Here is a 20,235-nt window from a genome sequence, read left to right on the forward strand (position 1 = left end):
AACTCCCGCCATGACCGACGCCGACGACCTCTCGCCCACCGCCCGCGCCCTGCGCTTTGACCGCGAGCATGCGCGCCGCCTGCGAGCGCTGGCCTACCGCATGCTCGGCTCGCGCGCCGAGGCCGAGGACATCGTGCAGGAGGCATGGCTGCGCTGGGCCGAGGTGGATGCGACCACCATCCAGCACGAAGGCGCCTTCCTGTCGCGGCTGGTGACCAATCTCTGCCTGGACAGGCTGCGCTCGGCGGTCGTGCAGCGCGAGCAATACGTGGGCGTCTGGCTGCCCGAGCCCATGCTGGAGGACGAGGCCCTGTTCGGCTGGGCGCCCGGCCCCGAGAAGCAGGCCGAGTTCGCCCAGGACGTGTCCATCGCCTTCATGCTGGCGTTGGAGCGCCTGTCGCCGCTGGAGCGCGCGGCCTTTTTGCTGCACGACGTCTTCGACCTCGACTACGACGAGGTTGCCCGCCACCTGGACCGCGAGGAAGCCGCCTGCCGCCAGCTCATCAGCCGGGCGCGCAAAAACATCAAGGCCGACTATGCGCGTCGTGAAGTGGCCAAGGAGGAGGCGGACCGCCTGGTGACTGCCTTCATGGATGCGGTGCGCAGCCGGGACGTGTCGGCCCTGGCCCAACTGCTGAGCGAGGACGCCGTCATGATGGCCGACGGTGGCGGCAAGGTCAGCGCCGTGCCCCAACCCCTGCATGGCGGTGCCCAGATCGCGCGCATCTTCATCGGCTTTGCGCAGATGCCCACCAGCCAGGGCTGGCGTCTCGTGCCCACCAACGTCAATGGCCTGCCCGGCGTGCTGATCGTCGACGACAGCAACGGCGGCCGCCTGGTGCAGACCATTGCGCTCGCGCCGGCCGCTGAAGCCGGCCAGGTGGGCGCCGTCTACATCCAACGCAACCCCGACAAGCTCAGCGGCATCCGCATGCGTGTCACAAGCGGCGAGGCTGATCCGTCTTGAGTGTGAGGCCGGCGATTTCCGCCGGCCCGCCGCACCCAAGGACATCGCCATGAGCACGCACACCGCCCGCCTCGACTACTTCCGCCAGTCCGCCGACCTGTCCAAGAAGTACCTGGACTTCAGCATGGCCTTCCGCATGGACAAGACCCTGTCCGTGCTGATCGACATCCGCGCCTCTCAGCTCAATGGTTGCGCCTTCTGCCTGGACATGCACGTCAAGCAGGCCAAGATGCATGGCGAGCGCGAACTGCGCCTGCACCATGTCGCGATCTGGCGCGAGTCGACGCTGTTCACTCCCAAGGAGCGCGCCGCCCTGGCCTGGACGGAACTGCTGACCCACATCCCTGGGGACGGAATTTCGGATGCCGCCTATGCCGAGGTCAGCGAGCATTTCTCGCCGGAGGAGCTTTCCGAGCTGACCTGGCGTGTCGCCGCCATCAACGGCTGGAACCGGATGAATGTGGCGGTTCGGAATGTGCCGGGGTCGATGGACAAGGCGTTTGGCCTGGAGAAGGCTGGCCTGAACTGAGCGGCGTCAGCGAGGGCAGGGCGGGCACCTTGACCTGCACCGACTGCTCGGCCACAGGCCGAGGGTCGACGACGGGTTTGGGGTGTCTGAAGAAGAACATGAAGGCGAGTTATGGGCCCTGGGCAAAGAGTCAAGCCCAGGGAATGCCCCCGGAACGGGTGGCCCGGCGCGGGGGTCTATGCTGGCTGTCATGAAGACCGCCATCCTGCCTCTGCTGCTTGCCGCCCTCATCGCCGCACCGGTTTCGGCCCAGGAGGCCGACCCGATCGCCACCCTGGTCCACCACCTCGACCTCGAGAAGTACAAGGCCACCATCAAGGGCCTGACCCAGTTCGGCGACCGCCGCCAGGGCACGGCGCGCAACCGCGCGGCCCTGGACTGGATCGAGGCTCAGCTTAAGAGCTACGGCTGCAGCAACACCGAGAGGCTGCAATACCAGTTCACCGAGCCCGCCAAGCGCAACCCGGCCGCGCCGCGCGCGCCCCTGGCCGGCGGCCCGGCGGGGCAGGGCGGCAGCACGCTGTTCGGCAAGCGCGCGCCCATCGGCGTCAACACCGATCCCATGGCCCAGCCCGACGAGCGCCTGCGCAAGCTGAACGAGGAGCCCACGCCTGAAGGCACCTCGCTGCGCGAGAACGTCTACTGCACCAAGGTCGGCACGACCCGGCCCGACGAGATGTACATCGTGGGTGCCCACATGGACGGCATCGGCTGGGGCGAGGCCGCCAACGACAACGGCTCGGGCACGGCCCTGGTGATGGAGCTGGCGCGCATCTTCAGCCTGCCTGGCGTGACGACGGAGCGCTCCATCCGCTTCGTGCTGTGGAACAACGAGGAGACCGGGCTGAACGGCGCCTACGCCTATGTCGAGCAGCGCAAGGGCCTGCAGGGCATCGAGTCGCCCAAGGGCTCGGGCAGGTATCCCGAGCCGAAGTGGCTGGGCATGATCCAGCACGACATGATGATGTTCGACCACGGCATGCCGGTCCCCAAGCTGGACGCCGCTGGCAAGCCGGTGCTGGATGCCAAGGGCCAGCCGGTCTATACGCCGCCTTCGGCCCAGCGCGCCGAGGCCGACGTCAACATCGAGTACCAATCGACCTCCAAGTTCGCGGAGGGCGCGGCCAAGCTGGCCTGGCATTTCCGCGCGGCCAACGACAGGTATGCGACGAACTACCCGGCGGCCGTGGGCTTACACATGACCAACACCGACTCCACGCCCTTCATGGACGAGGTGCCCGCCATCTCCCTGCGCGAAAACGAGCGCGGCCAGCAGATCGGCGCGGGATGGAACCCGCACTGGCACCAGCCGACCGACCTGTTCGTGAACTACTCCGACCAGGATTTCCTGCTCGGCCTCAACGCGGCACAGACAACACTCGCAGCTGTCGCGCAACTGACGGGCGTGCGGGTCAAGCCCTGACCCTGGGGCAATTTGTCCTGCCCGCATTCGCGGGGATGTAAATAAGTTTCAGATTGATACAGTTCCGTCCATCGCGCAGTTGCTAACCCCTTCATGCGCGGGCACGAGATGCTGCGGGGCCAGGTGTAGTCAGCGCCAGGGCTCCAGCGCACGCAGGGAGGAGCGAGGGTCGTTCGGCGTTTGCCATCGGCCGTTCAGGGTCCACGCCGTCGTGGATTCATCCTTTTCCCGATGTCGTGCCGACAAGCAGGTGCAAGGCGCTCCAGCAGCGCCATGCAGCCGTCCGGTGCGGTGTCCCATCGCCTGCTGCACCGTGGAATCAAATACTGCCTTCGCCCCGTTCTACGTCGGGGCGGCCGACCTTGCGCGTGAGCCCGCTCAACGCGACGCTGCCGACCTGATCGTTGATGCCCTTGCGGGCCTCGGCGTCGAATACGTCTTCGGCGTGCCCGGAGGCGCCATCGAGCCTCTGTACAACGCCCTCGCTCGCAGCGCCCGCCGAGGCGGCCCGCAGGCCATCGTGGCCCGCAACGAACAGGGCGCGGCCTATATGGCCGACGGCTATGCCCGCGAGACCGGCAAGCTCGGCGTGTGCATCGCCACCTCGGGCCCGGGTGCGACCAACCTGATCACCGGCGTGGCCTGCGCCTATGACAACAACGTGCCCATGCTGGTCATCACCGGCCAGCCGCCGATCAAGAACTTCGGCAAGGGCGCGCTGCAGGAGTCCAGCTGCACGGGCATCAACACCATGGCGATGTTCCGGCCCTGCACGCGCTACAACTCCCTGGTCTCGCATGCCGAACAGCTGCCCACCAAGCTCTTCAATGCGCTGATGCAGGCCCAGCGGGCGCCCAGCGGCCCCAGCCATCTGTCCATTCCCGTGGACATCCTGCGAGCCCCTGTTTCCAGCGACATGGAAACCCCAGATTTCGCCGGCCTGCTGCGCCGCGCGCCGGCCCTGGTGGACCTGCCGGCCGTGCGCCAGCTGGCCCGCCTGCTGTTCTCGGCGCGCCAGCCGGTCTGGCTGATCGGCGACGGTTGCGGCGACGCCGCCAATGAGCTGATGCAGCTGGTGCAGCGCACCGATGGCAACTTCATCACGACCCCTGACGGCAAGGGCTTCATCAACCCGCGCCATCCGCGCTTTCGCGGCGTGTTCGGCTTCGGGGGCCATGCCAGCGCGGCCGAGCTGCTGCAGAGCGAACCCGATCTCGTCATCGCCCTGGGTACGGGCTTCGGCGAGTTCAACAGCGGCGGCTGGTCCACGGCCCTGCTGAACAGCCGTCTGGTCCATGTCGACGACAGTGATGAGAACCTGATGCGCTCGCCGATGGCGCGGCTGCATGTGCGCGGCCACATCAAGTCGGTCTGCGAACAGCTGGTCGCCTTGCTGAACTCGCCGCAGGACGCGGCCCTGCTGCCCTTCATGCACCCGCAGGTCGCGCGCCAGGCCTATGAGGCCATGGTGGACAGCCCCGCGGCCCTGCACAGCGACAGCTTGCCAGTCAAGCCGCAGCGCCTGGTCGCCACCCTGGGCGAGCGCTGCCCGCCGCAGACGCGCTTCGTCGCCGACGCCGGCAACAGCGCCGCCTGGGCCGTGCACTACCTGGCCCCGCACGATCAGCGCGCCCGCATGCCGGGCAGCGCCTACCTGCCGGCCGGCAAGGAGAGGCGCACCCGCAGCTCCAGCTGGCTGCGGGTGACCATGGACTTCGCGCCCATGGGCTGGGCCATCGGCTCGGCCGTCGGCATTGCCATGGCCAACCGCCGCTGCCCCGTCGTCTGCCTGACGGGCGACGGCAGCTATCTGATGAACGGCCAGGAGATCACGGTTGCGGCGGAGCTCGGCCTGCCGGTGCTCTACGTCGTGCTGAACGACGGGGCGCTGGGCATGGTCAAGCATGGCCAGCGCCTGGCCGGTGCCGAACCCATCGGCTTCCAGCTGCCCAAGGTCGACTTCGCGCTGATGGCGCAGTCCATGGGCATTCCGGGCATCGTGGTGCGGTCGTCGGCGGACCTGGACGCGCTGGACTTCGACGCGTTGGTGTCGCGCGGGGGTCCGACGCTGCTGGATGTGCGCATCGACGGCGAGGAAGTGCCGCCGATGAATCTGCGCATGCGCACCCTCGGGACGGCGCGGTGAGCGCCGTCGGCGACGTGGTGCGGCCGCAGCTGCGCACGCGCATCTGGTTGGAGGACGCCGTGCCTGGGCATCCCGGCGTCACGCAGGCGGCCTACTGCCATGGGTACGACGTGGCCGGCGACCTGCTGGGCCGGGCGGGCTGGGTGGAGATGCTCTTCCTGCTGTTGCGCGGCGAGGCGCCCGACGCGTCTCAGCTGCGGCTGCTGGAGGCCTTGGCCGTGCTGCTGGCCAACCCGGGGCCGCGTGACCCCGCCGTGCACGCGGCGATGTGCGCCGGCAGCACCGGGTCCACGGCCGCCGCCACGCTGATGGCTGCCCTGGCCGTGGGCGCGGGCCAGCTCGGCGGCGCGCGCGAGGTCCATGCCGCGGTGACGGCCTGGCAGCAGCTCGGCCGCGATCTCGCCGGCTGGCAGGCGGCCTGCGAGGCGCGGCGTGGAGCGGCGCCCGGCGTTGCGAGCATCTGGCCGCGCACCGAGCACGTGCCGGGTTTCGACCCCACAGCCACGGCGTTGTCGCCGTGGATCGAGGCGGCGTTGGAGCGCCTGGTGGCGCTGGGGGGCGGTGCCTGCCTGGCCTGGCTGCTGGCGCATCGCGCGGCCCTGGAAGCGGCGGCACAGGCGCCCCTGGCGATGACCGGCGTGGCCGCCGCGGCGCTGGCCGACCTGGGCTTCACGCCCGCCCAGTCCGAGATGCTGCATCTGCTGCTGCGCCTGCCGGGCTCGGTCGCGCATGCACTTGAGCAGCAGGCGCTCGGGCCCAAGCAATTCCCGTTCTTCGATCTGGACCTCGTCAACGACCCCTTCGACCGGGAGGCCGCATGATCAGCAGCGACCGTCCCCCGACCTGGGCGGGCAAGGCCTTCGTCGGCACGCGGGCCGTGTTCCGCGGCCATGACCAGCACGCCGACCTCGGCCGCGCGGACTGGATGGACCTGTTCGTGTTCGGCATCACCGGGCGGCGTTACGGGCCGGCGGCGCTCAAGCTGATGCATGCGCTCTGGGTCGGGACCAGCTACGCCGATGTGCGGCTGTGGAACAACCGCGTGGCCGGGCTGGCCGCTTCAGCGCGCAGCACGCCATCGCTGGCCGTTGCGGCGGCGCTGGGCATGTGCGAGGCGACCGTCTACGGCGGCCACCCCTGCGTGCGCGCCATCGACTTCCTGCTCAGTGCTCGGCAACGGTTGGCGCAGGGGGAGGCCCTGGAGTCCTTGGTGGCGACCGAACTGGCCGAGCGCCGGATCTACGGCTACGGCCGCCCTATCCATGCCACCGACGAGCGGCTGCCATGGCTGCAGGAGATCGCGCGCGAACAGGGGCTGGCCGACGGTCCGCACCTCGCGCTGGCCCGGCAGGTCGAGGCGCAGCTGTGCGCACGCGATCCGCGGCTGAAGATGAACTACGCCGCCATGGCTGCCGCGTTGGCGGCCGACCTGGGGTTCAGCGTGGTGGAGTTCCACCATTTCCAGGTGCCCATGGCGATGGCCGGCATACCGCCCTGTGCCGTCGAGGCGGCCGAGCGCCCGGCAGGCGCCCTGTTCCCGCTGTCCTGCGAGCACATCCGCTACGAGGGCGTGCCCAAGCGCGCCTGGCCCGGGCGGGCTCAGAACCGGTAACCGGCGATCAGGTTGAAGGCGCGCCGCGGCAGGGGCAGGTCGTCGGCAATGCCCGCGCTGGGGCGGCTGGGCTCTCGCACATCGGCATTGAAGAGGTTGAGCGCAGCCAGGCTCAGGTCCCAGCCCTCGCGCACCGCCGGCAGGCGCAAGGTCAGGTCCAGCGTCGTGCTGCCGGGCACCGGCGGGCGGTTGTCGCCCGCGGCACGCGCACGCGCCGACACGTAGTTGATGCGGGCGTTGATGTTCAACCCGTTGCGCAGTGCCCAGTCGGCGCGGGCGTTCAGATGATGGGTCGGCGCGTAGCCGGCTGGGGTGTCGGTCTGCACCTCGGTGGATCGCTGGTAGCCATAGCCGCCGGCAAAGCGCAGGTCGCGCTGGGCGTCCCAGGTCCACTCCAGTTCGCCGCCATGGCCGCGCCGTTCAAAAGCGTTGCGGTAGCTCGCACCGGGTGCGGGTGCTGGGTTGGGTGTGGTCTTGATGAGGTCGCTCATCCGGTAGCTGTACAGGTTGACGCCGACCTGCAACGAGCGCTGCAGCTGCCATTGCACAGCGGCCTCCAGCGTCTTGATGCGTTCGGGCTGGATGTTGGCGTTGCCGGCCGTGACAGGGTTGACCCCGTACTGCTCGTCGAACGACGGGGCGCGGAAGGCGCTGCCATAGAGCAGCTTGGCCGTGATATCGAGGCTGGCGTCCCAGACCAGCGCCAGCCGCGGGTTGGTGGTGCTGCCGAAGTCGGAGTAGCGGTCGCGCCGCACGCCACCGGTCAGCGTCCAGTCCTTGGCGAAGCTCCATTCGTCCTGCACATAGGCATAACTGACCTGGCGCCGGTGCGGCGCGAGGAAGGATTCGGACACCGGCGCCAGCTCGACCTGGCCGCTGGGCGTCGGGATGGGCAGACCGGTGAGCGGGCCCGAGGTGATGAGGGAGAAGTTCCGGTACTCACGGGTGCGGTAGAGGTCAAGGTCATCGTGGCCGACTCCGATGCGCCACTGGTGCCCCGACCATCCGGCATAGACCAGCGCCGCGCCCAGGCGCGTCTGCCGCTCCCAGGTGTTGGGCGAGCCGAGCATGCCGTTGGGGAAGGCGCCGCCGAAGGCTCCGGCCGGAAAGAGCACCACCGGCGCCGGCAGTTGCTGGACGTAGCTCAGCACGCTGGCATTGAGGTTGAGACGCCAGTTTCGGCCCAGCGCCAGGTCGTTGAGGGCGAGGTTGGCATGGCTGCGCTGGGACGCCACGTGGCCGACCGGGTCCAGCGCGCCGGAAGCGCCGGCGCCGGTACCCACGTCGGTGCGGCGCTTGTGGCCGGCCTGCAGGCGCCATTCGCCCAGCGCCAGCTCCAGGCCGGCATCCAGCGCGTCATAGCCCAGGCTGGTGCGGCCGGGGGCAAGGCTGGCGTGGGTGCCGAAGAGGGCATCGAAGCCGGTCTGGGCATCGCTTGGAATCCCTTCGCGGGCGCCATCGCTGCGGCCGCTGCGCAGGAAGGCAGCCACCGACACCGGACCGAGCTTGCCGCCGTGCTGGAACCAGACATCGCGCGTCGAGAACGACCCCGCCGAGGCGCCGACCTCGGTGCCGGCAATGTCGGCCGCGCCCTTGGTGACGATGTTGATGATGCCCGCATAGGCATCGGCCCCGTAGAGCGCCGAGCCTGGGCCGCGGATGACTTCGACGCGGGCGATGTTGGCCACCGGCAGCCCACCCCAGACGACGCCGCGGCTGCCCACGTAAAGCGTCGTCATGGGCACGCCGTTCTGCAGCATCAGCACCTGGGGGTTGAACTCGCTGACGATGCCGCGGATCTGATAAAGCGGCGAGTAGGCGAGATTGCTGCGGCTCACGTGCAGGCCAGGGACCGTCTCCAGCACCTGGTCCAGGTCGGCGGCACCCATGTTGGCGATGTCCTGTGCCGTGATGACGGTGGCCACGGCCGGCGCGCGGCGCAGCGATTGCACGGTGCCCGTGGCAATGCTGACGGTGGTCTTGTCGCCGTAGACCTGGGCCAGTTCGTCCTCCTCGCTGGTCGGCTGCGCGACGGCGAGCGACGGCACGGCCGTCCAGCAGACGCCGCCGAGGAACACCAGGCCAATCAAACGTCGCATTGCCAGCTTCTCCGAGGAGGTGGGCGCGTATTGTGTGGTCGCGCTCATGTGGCCCGGGCGATGCGACGCGAGGGATTGACGTCTCGATTCGTGAACTCTGCACGCCGGGGCGGCGGCGCGCCGTCGAGGATGAAGGCATCCTCATAATGCGCGCACCGCGCCCTCCCTGCGCTGCGAAGAATCCGCTTGATTGCCTCCGGTCGTCGTCTTCTAGTCATGCGTGGCACCCTGGCCTTGCTGGTCCTGGTGTTGCCGAGCCTGGCGCTTGCGCAGACCGATGAGGACGAGCTGGCCCTGGCCTATGGCGACCAGCGCTCGGTGAGCATCGCGGCCGGCACGCGCCAGCCCTTGCGTCAGGCGCCCGCGGTGGCCAGCGTCATCACGGCCGAGGCCATCCAGGCCATGGGCGCGGTGGATCTGGACGAGGTGCTGGAGTCGGTCGCGGGTCTTCATGTCGGGCGCGCCGCCAACCAGTACATGCCGCTCTACATCTTCCGCGGCATCTACAGCCAGTTCGGGCCCCAGACCCTGGTGCTGCAGAACGGCGTGCCGATGACGACGCTGTTCGTCGGCAACAAGGGCAATGTCTGGGCCGGCTACCCCGTCGAGCACATCGCGCGCATCGAGGTCATCCGCGGACCCGGTTCGGCCCTGTATGGCGCGGACGCCTTCGCCGGCGTCATCAACATCGTCACCAAGTCGGCCGCCGACACGCCGGGCACCCGCGTCGGCCTGCGCGGCGGGTCATTTGGCAGCGGCGACGGCTGGGTGCTGCATGGCGGCAAGCTGGGATCGCTCGACGTGTCGGCCTATCTGCGCGCCGGCCACACCGATGGCGCGCGCAGCATCATCGACAAGGACGCAGCCCAGCCTGCCGTGACGCGCGCGCCCGGGCCGTTGAACCTGGGCTACGACGCCGTCGACGGCAACCTGGAGCTGGGTTACGGCGCCTGGCGTGCGCGCCTGGGCTACAAGCTGCGCAGCAACGTGGGCACGGCCGCAGGCGTGGCCTCGGCCCTGGATCCGACGGGCAAGAGCCGCAGCGAACGCACCCATGCCGACCTGAGTTGGACCGAGCCCAAGCTCAGCGCCGACTGGGGAGCGGGCTTCCAGGCCAGCTGGCTGCGCTATGTCGATACGGCCAGCGTCAACTATGTGCTGCTGCCGGCCGGCACGACGCTCGGGCCGGGCAATGTCTTCACCGACGGCCTCATCGGCGGACCCAACAAGTGGGAGCGGCAGCTGCGAGTCTCGGGCTTTGCCACCTACTCGGGTTTCAGCGGCCACAGCCTGCGCGTCGGCCTGGGCCATGACGACCTGGATCTCTACGCCACCACCGAATACAAGAACTTCAACCCCAACTACAGCCGCATCGGCATGGGCTCCATCGGTGACGTCACCGACTTCTCCGACACCACGCTGAAGTTCATGCTGCCCCAGCAGCGCCAGGTGAGCTATGGCTATGTCCAGGACGAATGGCGTTTCCAGCCGGACTGGGTGCTGACGGCGGGCCTGCGCCACGACCGCTATTCCGACTTCGGCACGACAACCAATCCGCGCCTGGCCTTGGTGTGGAGCGCGGCCTACGACCTGACGGCCAAGCTGCTCTACGGCCAGGCTTTCCGGGCGCCATCCTTCACCGAGCAGTACAGCATCAACAACCCCGTCGTGGGCGGCAACCCCAACGTCAAGCCCGAGACCATCCGCACCGCCGAGGCCGCCCTGGCCTGGACGCCGGCCGACAGCCTGCAGGCCAGCCTCAGCCTGTTCCGCTATGAGATGCGCAGCATCATCCGTGGCGCCCCGAATGCCGCCGCACCGCCCTCGAGCCTGATCCAGAACCGCGGCGGCCAGGACGGCCAGGGGGCGGAGCTGGAGATCGTCTGGGACGCCTCGTCCAGCCTTCGCATCTCGGGCAACTACGCTTTCCAGCGCTCGGTGGACGAGGTCACGCGGCTGGACGCCGGCTATGCACCGCGCCATCACGCCTATCTGCAGGCCGACTGGGCGGCGGTGCGCGGCGCCACGCTCAGCGCCCAGCTCAACCATGTCGCCGGCCGCCAGCGGCCCGTCGGCGATGCACGGCCGCCGGTCAAGGACTACACGACGCTGGACCTGTCGGCCCGCACCCGGCCCGGTAATTCAGGCTGGGAGCTGTCGCTGATGCTGCGCAATCTTTTCAACGCCGATGCGCGCGAGCCCAGCCTCGCCGGCGGCGGCATCGTCAACGACCTGCCGGTCTACCCGCGCGCAGCCTATGTGCAGGCCGTGGTCCGCTATTGAGGCGACCCCTTTGCATAATGCCGCCCACCCGCCACGGCCCTGCCACACCGCGTCTTTGTTTTGACTGAACCTGGTTGCCTCCACCCCGCCACGCGCCGCGCCTTGTTGCGACAGGCCCTGGGCGGTGCCGTGGCGCTGGCCGGCGGGTCGGTCCTCGCGGCCGAACTGGGACGCTCGCTGGTGGTGGTCTATCCGGAACTGGGTGAGCCCTTCCGCCAGGTCTTCACGACCATCATCGAAGGCATCGAGGACAAGCTCGGCGGCGCGGTGACGAGCTTTGCCATCGCCAACAATGCCAACCCGGCCCAGGTGGCCGACGACGTGCGCAAGCGCGACGTCAAGGTGCTGATCGGCCTGGGGCGCGGCGGCATGCGCGTCGCGGCCGCGCTGGCCGACGAGCTGGCCGTGATGGTGGGTTGTGTCGTCTCGGTGCAGGAGTCCGAGGCGCGCAGTTTCCCCATCCACACGCTGGCGCCCGACCCGGCCCTGCTGCTGGGGCGGCTCAAGCGCCTGAAGCCGGCCACGCGCCGCGTGCACCTCGTCTACGACCCAAAGCTGAATGCCTGGCTGGCGAAGCTGGCCCGTGAGGCCGCGCGCGTGGAAGGCCTGGAGCTGCTGGCCCAGGAGGCCGGCGACCAGGCCGAGGCCCTGCGCGCCTACACCCAGCTGCTGGCCTCCGCCGACCCGACCCGCGATGCCGTCTGGCTGCCGCAGGACCCGACGACGGTGGACGACAACGTCGTGCTGACCCTGGTGCTGAAGGAGGGCTGGAACCGCAACATCGCGGTCTTCTCGAGCCATCTGGCGCATGTGAAGCGCGGCGCGCTGTTCTCGCTCTACCCGGACAACCATGAGCTCGGGCGCTCGCTGGCCGTGTCGGCGCAGCGCCTGGCCTCCAGCCCGAAGTCGGGCGCGGCCGGCGTGCTGCCGTTGCGCCAGGCCCGGGCCGCCATCAACATCCGCACCGCTGCACACCTGGGGCTCGACGTCGCCTCGGTCCAGGCGGGATTCGACCTCGTCTATCCGTCCAGCTGAGGCCCAGATTGACGCCACCGATTCCACTGGACAGCGAGCCCTCCGTCATCCGCAGCGATGACGCGGTGGCACCGGCTTCCACACCGCAGGCACCGCCGCAGCGCCCCTGGCTGCTGCGCGTCTATGCGCGCTGGATGCGGGAGACCTCCTTCCGCCGCCACCTCAGCATCGTCGTGGCCCTCGGCACCCTGGGCCTGGCCCTGCTGATGGCCGGCGTGAACGCCTGGCAGGGCGGCCGCCAGGTGCGCGCCATGCTGATGGAGCAGGGCGGCCGCGTGGCCGCCAACCTGGCCTCCAACAGCTCCCTGGCCCTGCTGTACGCAGCGGCCGACAACGCCGAGGAAGCCGTGCGGGCGTCGCTGGCCTTCCCCGACGTCATGGGCATCGAGATCCGCGACACCAAGGGCCGCCTGCTGCTGGCCCTGGGGCCCGAACGCGACCGCCTGCCCAGGGCGGCGTCCGTCGCCGTGCCCGATGCCGCGGCCAGCGAGCCCTGGCTGGACCAGGAGACTGAGGACAGCTGGGCCTTTGCCGCGCCCGTCTGGACCCGTCCCGAGGCCTCGCCCTTCGACGTGACGACCCACCCGGCCCAGCTGCTGGGCCATGTGCGCGTCATCCAGAGCAAGGCGACCCTGCATCGCACCCAGGCCTCGCTCTTCCTCGCCAACTTCGGCGTGGCCGTGCTGTTCGCGACCCTCTTTCTGCTGGCGGTGCGCTTCCTGATCCTGCGCCTGACGCGGCCGCTGGGCGCCTTGTCCAAGGCCATGGAAAAGGTCGAGCTCGGCGACAACGACGCCCGCGCGCCGGGCGGTGGCCCGCGCGACATCGCGGCCATGGCCGACACCTTCAACCGCATGATCACGGCCCTGCAGGAGCGCGAGGCCGAGCTCGGCGCCCACCGCGACCACCTCGAGGACCTGGTGCGCGAACGCACGCTGGAGCTCAGCGATGCCAAGGAGCGGGCCGAGATCGCCAGCCGTGCCAAGAGCCAGTTCCTGGCGCGCATGAGCCATGAGCTGCGCACGCCGCTGAACGCTGTCATGGGCTATGCGCAGATCCTGAAGATGGACAACGGCCTGACGCCCAAGCAGCGCAACGGCCTGGACATCATCCACAGCAGCGGCCAGCACCTGCTGACGCTGATCGTCGACATCCTGGACCTGTCGCGCATCGAGGCCGGCAAGGCCGAGCTGCGCATCGCGCCGGTCGAGCTGGTGCCGCGCCTGCAGGCCGTCGTCGACATCGTGCGCGTGATGGCCGAGGACAAGCACATCACGCTGGACCTGCAGCTCGACCCGAACCTGCCGGCCGTCGTGCTGGCTGACGAGAAGCGGCTCAACCAGATCCTGCTCAACCTGCTCGGCAACGCCGTCAAGTTCACCCATGTCGGCGGCGTGCTGCTGATGGTGCGGCGCCTGCCGCCGCTGGCCGACACCGAGCCCGGCCATGCGAGGCTGAGCTTCGAGGTGCAGGACACCGGCGTCGGCATCGCCGAGGACCAGGCGGTGCGCCTGTTCGAGCCCTTCGAGCAGGCCGGCAGCGCTGAGCAGCGCGTCGGCGGCACCGGCCTGGGCCTGGCCATCAGCCGCCAGCTGGTGCGCATGATGGGCGGCGAGATCCAGCTCGAGAGCCGGCTGGCCCAGGGCAGCCGGTTCTGGTTCGAGATCAGCGTGCCCGTCGAGGCTTGATGTAGTCGGCCAGGTGCTGGCCGGTCAGCGTTGCGCCTGCCTTGACCAGGTCGGCCGGCGTGCCCTCGAAGACGACCTTGCCGCCGTCATGGCCGGCGCCGGGGCCCAGGTCGATGATCCAGTCCGCATGAGCCATGACGGCCTGGTGGTGCTCGATGACGATGACGGACTTGCCGGCGTCGACCAGGCGGTCCAGCAGGCCGAGCAGCTGTTCGACATCGGCCAGGTGCAGGCCGGCGGTCGGCTCGTCCAGCACATAGATGTCGCCCTTCTCGGCCATCTGCGTGGCGAGCTTGAGGCGCTGGCGTTCGCCGCCGGACAGCGTGGTGAGCGGCTGGCCCAGGCTGAGATAGCCCAGACCGACGTCGGACAGCCGCTCCAGGATGGCGTGGGCGGCAGGGGTCAGCTTGGAGAAGAACGCCGTCGCCTCGCTGACCGGCATGGCCAGCACCTCGCTGATGTCCTTGCCACCCAGCTTGTAGTCGAGCACCGCGGCCTGGAAGCGCTTGCCGCCACAGTCTTCGCAAACGGTCGACACCGTGGCCATGGGGCCGAGGTCGGTGAAGATGAGGCCAGCGCCGTTGCAGGTCGGGCAGGCGCCTTCGGAGTTGGCGCTGAAGAGAGCGGGCTTCACGCCATTGGCCTTGGCGAAGGCGCTGCGGATGGGGTCGAGCAGGCCGGTGTAGGTGGCCGGGTTGCTGCGCCGCGAGCCACGGATGGCGGTCTGGTCGATGGCGACGACGCCATCCTGCTTGGACACCGAGCCGTGTATCAGCGAGCTCTTGCCCGAGCCGGCCACGCCGGTGACGACGCAGAGCACGCCCAGCGGGATGTCGACGTTGACCTTCTGCAGGTTGTGGGTGCTGGCGCCGCGCACCTTGAGCGCCGTCTTGGACCTGCGGACCTCGGGCTTGAGCTGGGCGCGGTCGTCCAGGTGGCGCCCGGTCAGCGTGCCGCTTTTGCGCAGGCCGGCGAGCGAACCCTCGAAGACGATCTCGCCGCCGGCCGAGCCGGCGCCCGGGCCGAGATCGACGATGTGGTCGGCAATGGCGATGACCTCCGGCTTGTGCTCGACGACGAGGACGGTGTTGCCCTTGTCGCGCAGCCGCCGCAGCAAGCCGTTCATGCGCTGGATGTCGTGGGGATGCAGGCCGGTGGTCGGCTCGTCGAAGACATAGCTGACGTCGGTCAGCGATGAGCCGAGGTGGCGGATCATCTTGACGCGCTGGGCCTCGCCGCCGGACAGGGTGCCGCTGGGCCGGTCCAGCGACAGATAGCCCAGGCCGATCTCGGCAAAGGCGTCGAGCAGATGGGTCAGCGACTTCAACAGGGGTGCGACCTCGGCGCCCTTGAGGCCGCGCACCCAGTCGGCCAGGTCGCTGATCTGCATGGCGCAGGCATCGGCGATGCTGTGCTTGCCCATCTTGCAGCTGCGTGCCGCCTCGCTGAGCCGCGTGCCCTTGCACTCGGGGCAGGTCTGGAAGGTGATGACGCGGTCGACGAAGGCGCGGATGTGAGGCTGCAGCGCCTCCACGTCCTTGGACAGAAAGGACTTCTGGATGGACGGAATCAGGCCCTGATAGGTCAGGTTGATGCCGTCGACCTTGATCTTGGTCGCTTCCTTGTGCAGCAGGTCGTGCAGTTCGCGCTTGGTGAACTTGGCAATCGGCTTGTCGGCGTCGAAGAAGCCGCAGCCGCGGAAGATGCGGCCGTACCAGCCTTCCATGCTGTAGCCGGGGATGCTGATGGCGCCGTCATTGATGGACTTGCTGGCGTCATAGAGCTCATTCAGGTCGAAGTCGCTGACGTGGCCCATGCCCTCGCAGCGCGGGCACATGCCGCCGGTGCGCGAGAAGGTCTGCTTGACGGCCTGGCTGGCGCCGCCCTTGTCGACGGTGATGACGCCGGTGGCTTGCACCGACGGCACGTTGAAGGCGAAGGCGCTGGGCGGGCCGATGTGGGGCTTGCCGACGCGGCTGAACAGGATGCGCAGCAGGGCGTTGGCATCCGTCACCGTGCCGACCGTGGAGCGGGCGTTGGCGCCCATGCGCTCCTGGTCGACGATGATGGCCGTCGTGATGCCTTCCAGCACGTCCACCTCGGGCCGGGCCAGCGTGGGCATGAAGCCCTGCACGAAGGCGCTGTAGGTCTCATTGATGAGACGCTGCGACTCGGCCGCGATGGTGCCGAAGACCAGGGAGCTCTTGCCCGAGCCCGAGACGCCGGTGAACACTGTCAACCGGCGCTTGGGCAGGTCGACGCTGACATCCTTGAGGTTGTTCTCGCGCGCGCCCTGCACGCGGATGCGGTCGTGGTTGTCAGCTGTGGTCATGTTTAGTTTCCTGCGGGCCGAGCGACGGGCCGCTCCCTAGCCGGCCCGCTCTGGCGATGTGCTTGCGGCTCAATGCCGCAAGCATCGGCGTCCCCTCGGGGGACCGACCAAGGTAATCCTTGGGCGAGGGGCTTCAAGTTCTTTCCTGGATTCGAAGAAGGTTGCCTGCGGGATCGCGGACGGCGCAGTCGCGCACGCCGTAGGGTTGCATCGTCGGCTCCTCGACGATCTCGGCGTCCTCCGCCTGCAGCTTGGCGAAGGTCTTGTCCAGGTCGGCCGTGGCCAGGATGAGCATGCCGAAGGTGCCCTTGGCCATCATCTCGCTGATGGTGCGGCGCTCGTCCTCGGTGATGCCGGGCGTGACCGCCGGCGGGTGCAGCACGATGGAGGTGTTGGGCTGGCCGGCCGGGCCGACCGTGATCCAGCGCAGGCCGTTGTAGCCGACGTCGTTGCGCACCTCGAAGCCGAGGGTGTCGCGGTAGAAGGCCAGCGACGCTTCCGGGTCGGTCTGGGGCAGGAAGCTGGAGTGAATGCTGATGTCCATGATGTCAGTCTCCGTGAGGGGTTAGGGCACGGAAAGAAGTCTAGGTTTCGCCTGCTTCGGACGCTTCTCGATTCCTGATCGGTTTGGTCACCTGGCGCGCCACGCAGGCCGGCATGCCTGCGGTCGCCTGGGCCTGGTCGCGCTTGTAGGCGCTGGGCGACTGACCCACCAGCTCGCTGAAGCGGGTGCTGAAGGTGCCCAGCGACGAGCAGCCCACCGTGAAGCAGACCTCGGTGACGCTGAGGTCGCCGCGGCGCAGCAGGGCCATGGCGCGCTCGATGCGCCGCGTCATCAAATAGCTGTAGACCGATTCGCCATAGGCCTGGCGGAACTGCCGGCTCAGGTGGCCGCCCGACATGTGCACACCGTGGGCCAATGCCTCGACGTCCAGGGGCTGGGCGTACTCGCGGTCGATGCGGTCGCGCACGCGGCGCAGCCGGGCGAGGTCGCGCAGATGGAGTTCCGAGCCCGGCTTGGTCGTCATGCCGGCATGCTGCCAGCTTCGACGCCTCGCGGCGAGCCGGCCAGCCGGTCGCGCAATTGCAGGCCCGGCCTTTCGACGAGGTAGTGCAGGGCGGCGCCCACGGCCGGGATGACGGCGGCGTAGACCGGAAACAGCGCCAGCCCCTGCAGCGGCGTGGCGGGCGCGATCCAGGTGTAGACCGCATGCATGGCGATCTTGTGGCTCAGGTAGAGGCTGTAGGAGGCCGCGGCCAGCCAGTCCGTGCCCGGGATCGCCCAGACCCGCGGCGAACTGGCTGCCAGCACGAGCAGGCCCAGGCCGAAGGACAGCAGCGGCCAGCCGATGGCGTTGGCGACGAGGCCGGTGCGGTCCTGGAACAGCCAGATCGCCAGGGCGATGGCCGCCAGCCCGGCCAGCAGGGAGGCCATGGTGCGCGCCTGCAGCCGCTCCCACAGCTGCGGCCGGTAGACACGCAGGGCTGCCAGCATGACGCCCATCAGCAGGCCGTCCAGGCGTGCCCAGGTCGGGTAGTAGATGTCCTCGATGAACCAGGGGCGCTGCGGCTGCAGGGCGTCGTTGTGCAGCCAGATGCCGGCGCGCAGCGCGATGCCGCCCAGCACCAGGGCCGCGAACAGGGTGGCCACGCGCGCCACGGAAGGCCGGCGCGTGGCCCACCAGGCCAACAACGGGAAGAGCAGATAGAAATGCTCTTCGACGCACAGGGACCAGGCGTGCGAGAAGGCCTGGTTGTGGCCGTAGTCGATCAGCAGGTTCAGCGTGAAGGTGGCGAACTGCCACCAGGCCTCCAGGTTGGGTTCCTCCCGCAGCACCGGAAAGAAAACGTAGATGGCCAGCACGACGGCAAAGGCCGGCAGGATGCGCCAGGCGCGGCGCCAGTAGAAGTCACCCAGCTGCAAGGCCTCGCCACGCTGCAGCTTGCGCAGCAGTTGGGAGCCGATCAGGAAGCCGCTGAGCACGAAGAAGATGTCCACGCCCATCCAGCCGAAGCGCGTCAGCCAGGCCCAGTCCGGCCCCAGGCCGCCGATGAGGAAGGTGTGGAAGAACATCACCCAGACGATGGCGATGCTGCGCAGGAGGTCGAGGCCGGGAAGGCGGTGCATGGAAGAAGCGGCGATGCAGAGGCGAGGAGGGCGCGCAGCGTAACGCCGCCTTTCAGCGGCAGCCGTTCGTCAGGGAGCGGCCGACGCTCAGCGCGTCAACGAGACTTCGCCGCAGGGCTGGTCCAGGCCCTGGTGGCGGTCGCGGGGCCGCGGCGGCTTGCTGCCGGCCATCACGTCATGCCAGTGCCAGGCAGCCTTCAGGTTCAGCGCGCCGGTGGCCGGCAGCGTGAAGGCGTCGTTGAGCGTCAGGCTCGCGGTCAGGCTCTGACCGGCGGGCAGGTTCAGATAGTCCTGGGCCGACGGCTCACCGCGCTTGCGCATGGCGCCTTGGAAGGCCAATTCGCCCTGCGGCGCGCTGACTTTGACGAAAGGGCCGAACCAGCCCCCTTCGAACGGGCTGCCCCAGCGCAGCAGGTGCAGGTCGCGCTTGCCGTTGTTGCTGAGCTTGAACTGCAGCGACACCTGGCCATCGGGCCGGGGCGTGGCCTGGAACTGGCAGCTCAGCTCGGCAGGCTGGGGAGGAGTGACGGCATGGGCCATGGGGGACAGGCAGGCGGCAAGCAGGGTGGCCGCGAGAGGGAGGCGGTGACGGTGCATGGTCTCGAGCCTAGCCGATGGTCGATCTGTCGGGAGTCCCCAAAAAAAGCGCCGCCCGAGGGCGGCGCAACACGAGGGATTCATGCCCACCGCCCGGGGCGGGCGGTGGCTTCAGGTCAGATGATCGAGTTCAGTTCTGGAAGGGGGTGTTCTCGGCGAAATATTCGTGGTTGTCCGAGTTGTCCAGGGCCTTGGTGGGGTTGGACTTGGCCAGGCTCTTGGCAGCGCTCTGGCCATAGGCCCAGTCGTCGGTGCCGGCGATGACGTTGAAGTGCATCATTTCGTGGACCAGGGTGCCGCCCTTGCTGTCGGTGCCCGTCATCGGGGCGCTCCAGAAGGCGCCGCAGACGTAGATCTTGTACGGCTGGGTCGGGTAGACGTAGGCATAGGTGCCGCTGTCCTTGCAGCTGCAGTCCAGCGTCAGCGCCGCGGACTGGAACGCGTTGCGGGCCTTGGTGTAGTGGTCGCGGGCCGTGGCCCAGCGCGACGAGGTGTAGGCGCCGAACCAGGTCGTGTAGCGTGCCGTGCCCGACGGCGTGCCGTTGAGGTAGGTGGTGGACGACGAGGCGTAATTGGTGGCCGCGGTCACGGCCGAGGCCAGCTGGGACTTCTGGCTGCTGGTGCAGGAGCCGGTGTAGGAAATGCTGGCGGCCGCGGCGGTGGCGTCGGTGCGGGCCGTGGTGAGCATCTCGCTGTCGGCGCTGGCGGCATCCAGCTTCTCGTTGCGGCCCTGCGTCCACAGATAGGTGGCCGCGGCGCTGTGCATGGACTGGGCGCCCGAGCCGTGGGTGCCACGGTCGCTGTGGAACTCGATGGCGTAGCGGCCGTTCTTGCCGAAGTCGTAGTGGCCGGTCAGTTCCACCTTGTAGTTCAGCGTGGCGCCGGCGGCGATCTCGACATAGTCCTTGGCCGTGGGCGCAGCGCGCTTGATGACGGCGCCGGTGTAGCGGACCGGGCGGTCGTCCCGGGTCACCGTGAACAGCGAACCGCTCATGGTGTCGCTGGGCAGCTGCCAGCGCAGCACCTGCACGGCGCTGCGGCAGACGTTGGTGACGGCCACATCGACGTGCACGTCGACGTCACCGTTGACGACGGGCGAGGCATTGCTCAGCCGCACATCCAGGCATTCGGTGCTGGGGGCGGCATAGCTGCTGCTCATGGCGGCAGTGGCAAAAGCGGCGGCGGTCAGCTTGAACCAGGTCTTCATGCAAGCTCCTGTCGGCCCCGATGGGGGCACTGGGTTGAAGAAGCCGCGGATTCTGGTGAGGTGCAGGGCGTGTGCCTGCTGGGACAAGCCTGTCCCCTAAACGGGCTCCGTGCTTGTCTAGACAGGGTGAACCATGAAAAAAGCCAGCGCGGATGCGCTGGCTCCCTAGGCTTGGGGTCTTGACCTGGG

General features: G+C 68.9%; 16 protein-coding genes. 9 read left to right on the plus strand and 7 right to left on the minus strand.

Annotated features, from left to right (window positions below):
• The first annotated feature begins 10 nt into the window (after positions 1-10).
• The 6 genes from sigJ (at position 11) to ACS5PN_RS01100 (ending at position 6,677) form a co-directional block, all read left to right on the plus strand.
• A complete protein-coding gene (sigJ, locus tag ACS5PN_RS01075) occupies positions 11-967 on the plus strand; it encodes an RNA polymerase sigma factor SigJ (protein ID WP_439462095.1) in 957 nt (318 codons plus the stop codon).
• Positions 968-1,016: 49 nt separating this feature from the next.
• Positions 1,017-1,496 (plus strand): carboxymuconolactone decarboxylase family protein, encoded by a 480-nt coding sequence (locus ACS5PN_RS01080; protein WP_439462096.1) that lies wholly within the window; start codon positions 1,017-1,019, stop codon positions 1,494-1,496.
• Positions 1,497-1,686: 190 nt separating this feature from the next.
• Positions 1,687-2,919, plus strand: coding sequence for a M28 family metallopeptidase (locus ACS5PN_RS01085; protein ID WP_439462097.1), 1,233 nt, complete (start codon positions 1,687-1,689; stop codon positions 2,917-2,919).
• Positions 2,920-3,232: 313 nt separating this feature from the next.
• The gene (locus tag ACS5PN_RS01090; protein ID WP_439462098.1) at positions 3,233-5,065 is read left to right on the plus strand and encodes a thiamine pyrophosphate-binding protein; all 1,833 of its coding nucleotides are present in this window, start codon (positions 3,233-3,235) and stop codon (positions 5,063-5,065) included.
• A complete protein-coding gene (locus ACS5PN_RS01095; protein ID WP_439462099.1) occupies positions 5,062-5,886 on the plus strand; it encodes a citryl-CoA lyase in 825 nt (274 codons plus the stop codon). The genes ACS5PN_RS01090 and ACS5PN_RS01095 overlap by 4 nt, the downstream gene beginning before the upstream one ends.
• On the plus strand, positions 5,883-6,677 hold the full coding sequence (locus ACS5PN_RS01100; protein ID WP_439462100.1) for a citrate/2-methylcitrate synthase: 795 nt from the start codon (positions 5,883-5,885) through the stop codon (positions 6,675-6,677). The genes ACS5PN_RS01095 and ACS5PN_RS01100 overlap by 4 nt, the downstream gene beginning before the upstream one ends.
• On the opposite strand, the gene ACS5PN_RS01105 is transcribed toward ACS5PN_RS01100, so the two are convergent.
• On the minus strand, positions 6,665-8,776 hold the full coding sequence (locus ACS5PN_RS01105; RefSeq protein ID WP_439462101.1) for a TonB-dependent receptor plug domain-containing protein: 2,112 nt from the start codon (positions 8,774-8,776) through the stop codon (positions 6,665-6,667). The genes ACS5PN_RS01100 and ACS5PN_RS01105 overlap by 13 nt on opposite strands.
• Before the next feature lie 216 nt (positions 8,777-8,992).
• Between ACS5PN_RS01105 and ACS5PN_RS01110 the strand changes: the two genes are divergently transcribed.
• The 3 genes from ACS5PN_RS01110 (at position 8,993) to ACS5PN_RS01120 (ending at position 13,782) form a co-directional block, all read left to right on the plus strand.
• Positions 8,993-11,059, plus strand: coding sequence for a TonB-dependent receptor plug domain-containing protein (locus ACS5PN_RS01110; RefSeq protein WP_439462102.1), 2,067 nt, complete (start codon positions 8,993-8,995; stop codon positions 11,057-11,059).
• A gap of 102 nt (positions 11,060-11,161) precedes the next feature.
• Positions 11,162-12,094 (plus strand): ABC transporter substrate binding protein, encoded by a 933-nt coding sequence (locus tag ACS5PN_RS01115; protein WP_439462103.1) that lies wholly within the window; start codon positions 11,162-11,164, stop codon positions 12,092-12,094.
• An 8-nt stretch (positions 12,095-12,102) separates the two neighbouring features.
• Positions 12,103-13,782, plus strand: coding sequence for an ATP-binding protein (locus ACS5PN_RS01120; RefSeq protein WP_439462104.1), 1,680 nt, complete (start codon positions 12,103-12,105; stop codon positions 13,780-13,782).
• Here ACS5PN_RS01120 and ACS5PN_RS01125 read toward each other — a convergent pair.
• The 6 genes from ACS5PN_RS01125 to ACS5PN_RS01150 all read right to left on the minus strand — a co-directional run bounded on the left by ACS5PN_RS01125 (position 13,760) and on the right by ACS5PN_RS01150 (position 20,046).
• A complete protein-coding gene (locus ACS5PN_RS01125) occupies positions 13,760-16,114 on the minus strand; it encodes an ATP-binding cassette domain-containing protein (protein ID WP_439462105.1) in 2,355 nt (784 codons plus the stop codon). The genes ACS5PN_RS01120 and ACS5PN_RS01125 overlap by 23 nt on opposite strands.
• Positions 16,115-16,247: 133 nt before the next feature.
• A complete protein-coding gene (locus ACS5PN_RS01130; protein WP_439462106.1) occupies positions 16,248-16,658 on the minus strand; it encodes a VOC family protein in 411 nt (136 codons plus the stop codon).
• 40 nt (positions 16,659-16,698) lie between these two features.
• Positions 16,699-17,142: a helix-turn-helix transcriptional regulator gene (locus ACS5PN_RS01135; RefSeq protein WP_439462107.1), complete on the minus strand. Its 444-nt coding sequence runs from the start codon at positions 17,140-17,142 to the stop codon at positions 16,699-16,701.
• Positions 17,139-18,242 carry an acyltransferase family protein gene (locus tag ACS5PN_RS01140; protein ID WP_439462108.1) on the minus strand — a complete coding sequence of 368 codons (1,104 nt, stop codon included), beginning with the start codon at positions 18,240-18,242 and terminating at the stop codon, positions 17,139-17,141. Before ACS5PN_RS01140 ends, ACS5PN_RS01135 begins: the two co-directional genes overlap by 4 nt.
• Positions 18,243-18,329: 87 nt before the next feature.
• Entirely contained in the window at positions 18,330-18,839 is a 510-nt protein-coding gene (locus ACS5PN_RS01145) for a hypothetical protein (RefSeq protein ID WP_439462109.1), read from the minus strand.
• 130 nt (positions 18,840-18,969) lie between these two features.
• Positions 18,970-20,046 (minus strand): M35 family metallo-endopeptidase, encoded by a 1,077-nt coding sequence (locus tag ACS5PN_RS01150; protein ID WP_439462110.1) that lies wholly within the window; start codon positions 20,044-20,046, stop codon positions 18,970-18,972.
• Positions 20,047-20,235: the final 189 nt, after the last annotated feature.

This window comes from Roseateles sp. NT4 (genome assembly GCF_051857475.1).
GTDB lineage: Bacteria > Pseudomonadota > Gammaproteobacteria > Burkholderiales > Burkholderiaceae_C > Pelomonas.

Excerpts from the sequence above, each read along its gene's own strand:
- ACS5PN_RS01130 (WP_439462106.1), bottom strand. The coding sequence starts at position 16,658 with ATGGACATCAGCATTCACTCCAGCTTCCTGCCCCAGACCGACCCGGAA.
- ACS5PN_RS01125 (WP_439462105.1), bottom strand. The coding sequence starts at position 16,114 with ATGACCACAGCTGACAACCACGACCGCATCCGCGTGCAGGGCGCGCGC.
- ACS5PN_RS01140 (WP_439462108.1), bottom strand. The coding sequence starts at position 18,242 with ATGCACCGCCTTCCCGGCCTCGACCTCCTGCGCAGCATCGCCATCGTC.
- ACS5PN_RS01100 (WP_439462100.1), top strand. The coding sequence starts at position 5,883 with ATGATCAGCAGCGACCGTCCCCCGACCTGGGCGGGCAAGGCCTTCGTC.
- sigJ (WP_439462095.1), top strand. The coding sequence starts at position 11 with ATGACCGACGCCGACGACCTCTCGCCCACCGCCCGCGCCCTGCGCTTT.
- ACS5PN_RS01110 (WP_439462102.1), top strand. The coding sequence starts at position 8,993 with ATGCGTGGCACCCTGGCCTTGCTGGTCCTGGTGTTGCCGAGCCTGGCG.
- ACS5PN_RS01135 (WP_439462107.1), bottom strand. The coding sequence starts at position 17,142 with ATGACGACCAAGCCGGGCTCGGAACTCCATCTGCGCGACCTCGCCCGG.
- ACS5PN_RS01150 (WP_439462110.1), bottom strand. The coding sequence starts at position 20,046 with ATGAAGACCTGGTTCAAGCTGACCGCCGCCGCTTTTGCCACTGCCGCC.
- ACS5PN_RS01105 (WP_439462101.1), bottom strand. The coding sequence starts at position 8,776 with ATGCGACGTTTGATTGGCCTGGTGTTCCTCGGCGGCGTCTGCTGGACG.
- ACS5PN_RS01085 (WP_439462097.1), top strand. The coding sequence starts at position 1,687 with ATGAAGACCGCCATCCTGCCTCTGCTGCTTGCCGCCCTCATCGCCGCA.
- ACS5PN_RS01145 (WP_439462109.1), bottom strand. The coding sequence starts at position 18,839 with ATGCACCGTCACCGCCTCCCTCTCGCGGCCACCCTGCTTGCCGCCTGC.
- ACS5PN_RS01080 (WP_439462096.1), top strand. The coding sequence starts at position 1,017 with ATGAGCACGCACACCGCCCGCCTCGACTACTTCCGCCAGTCCGCCGAC.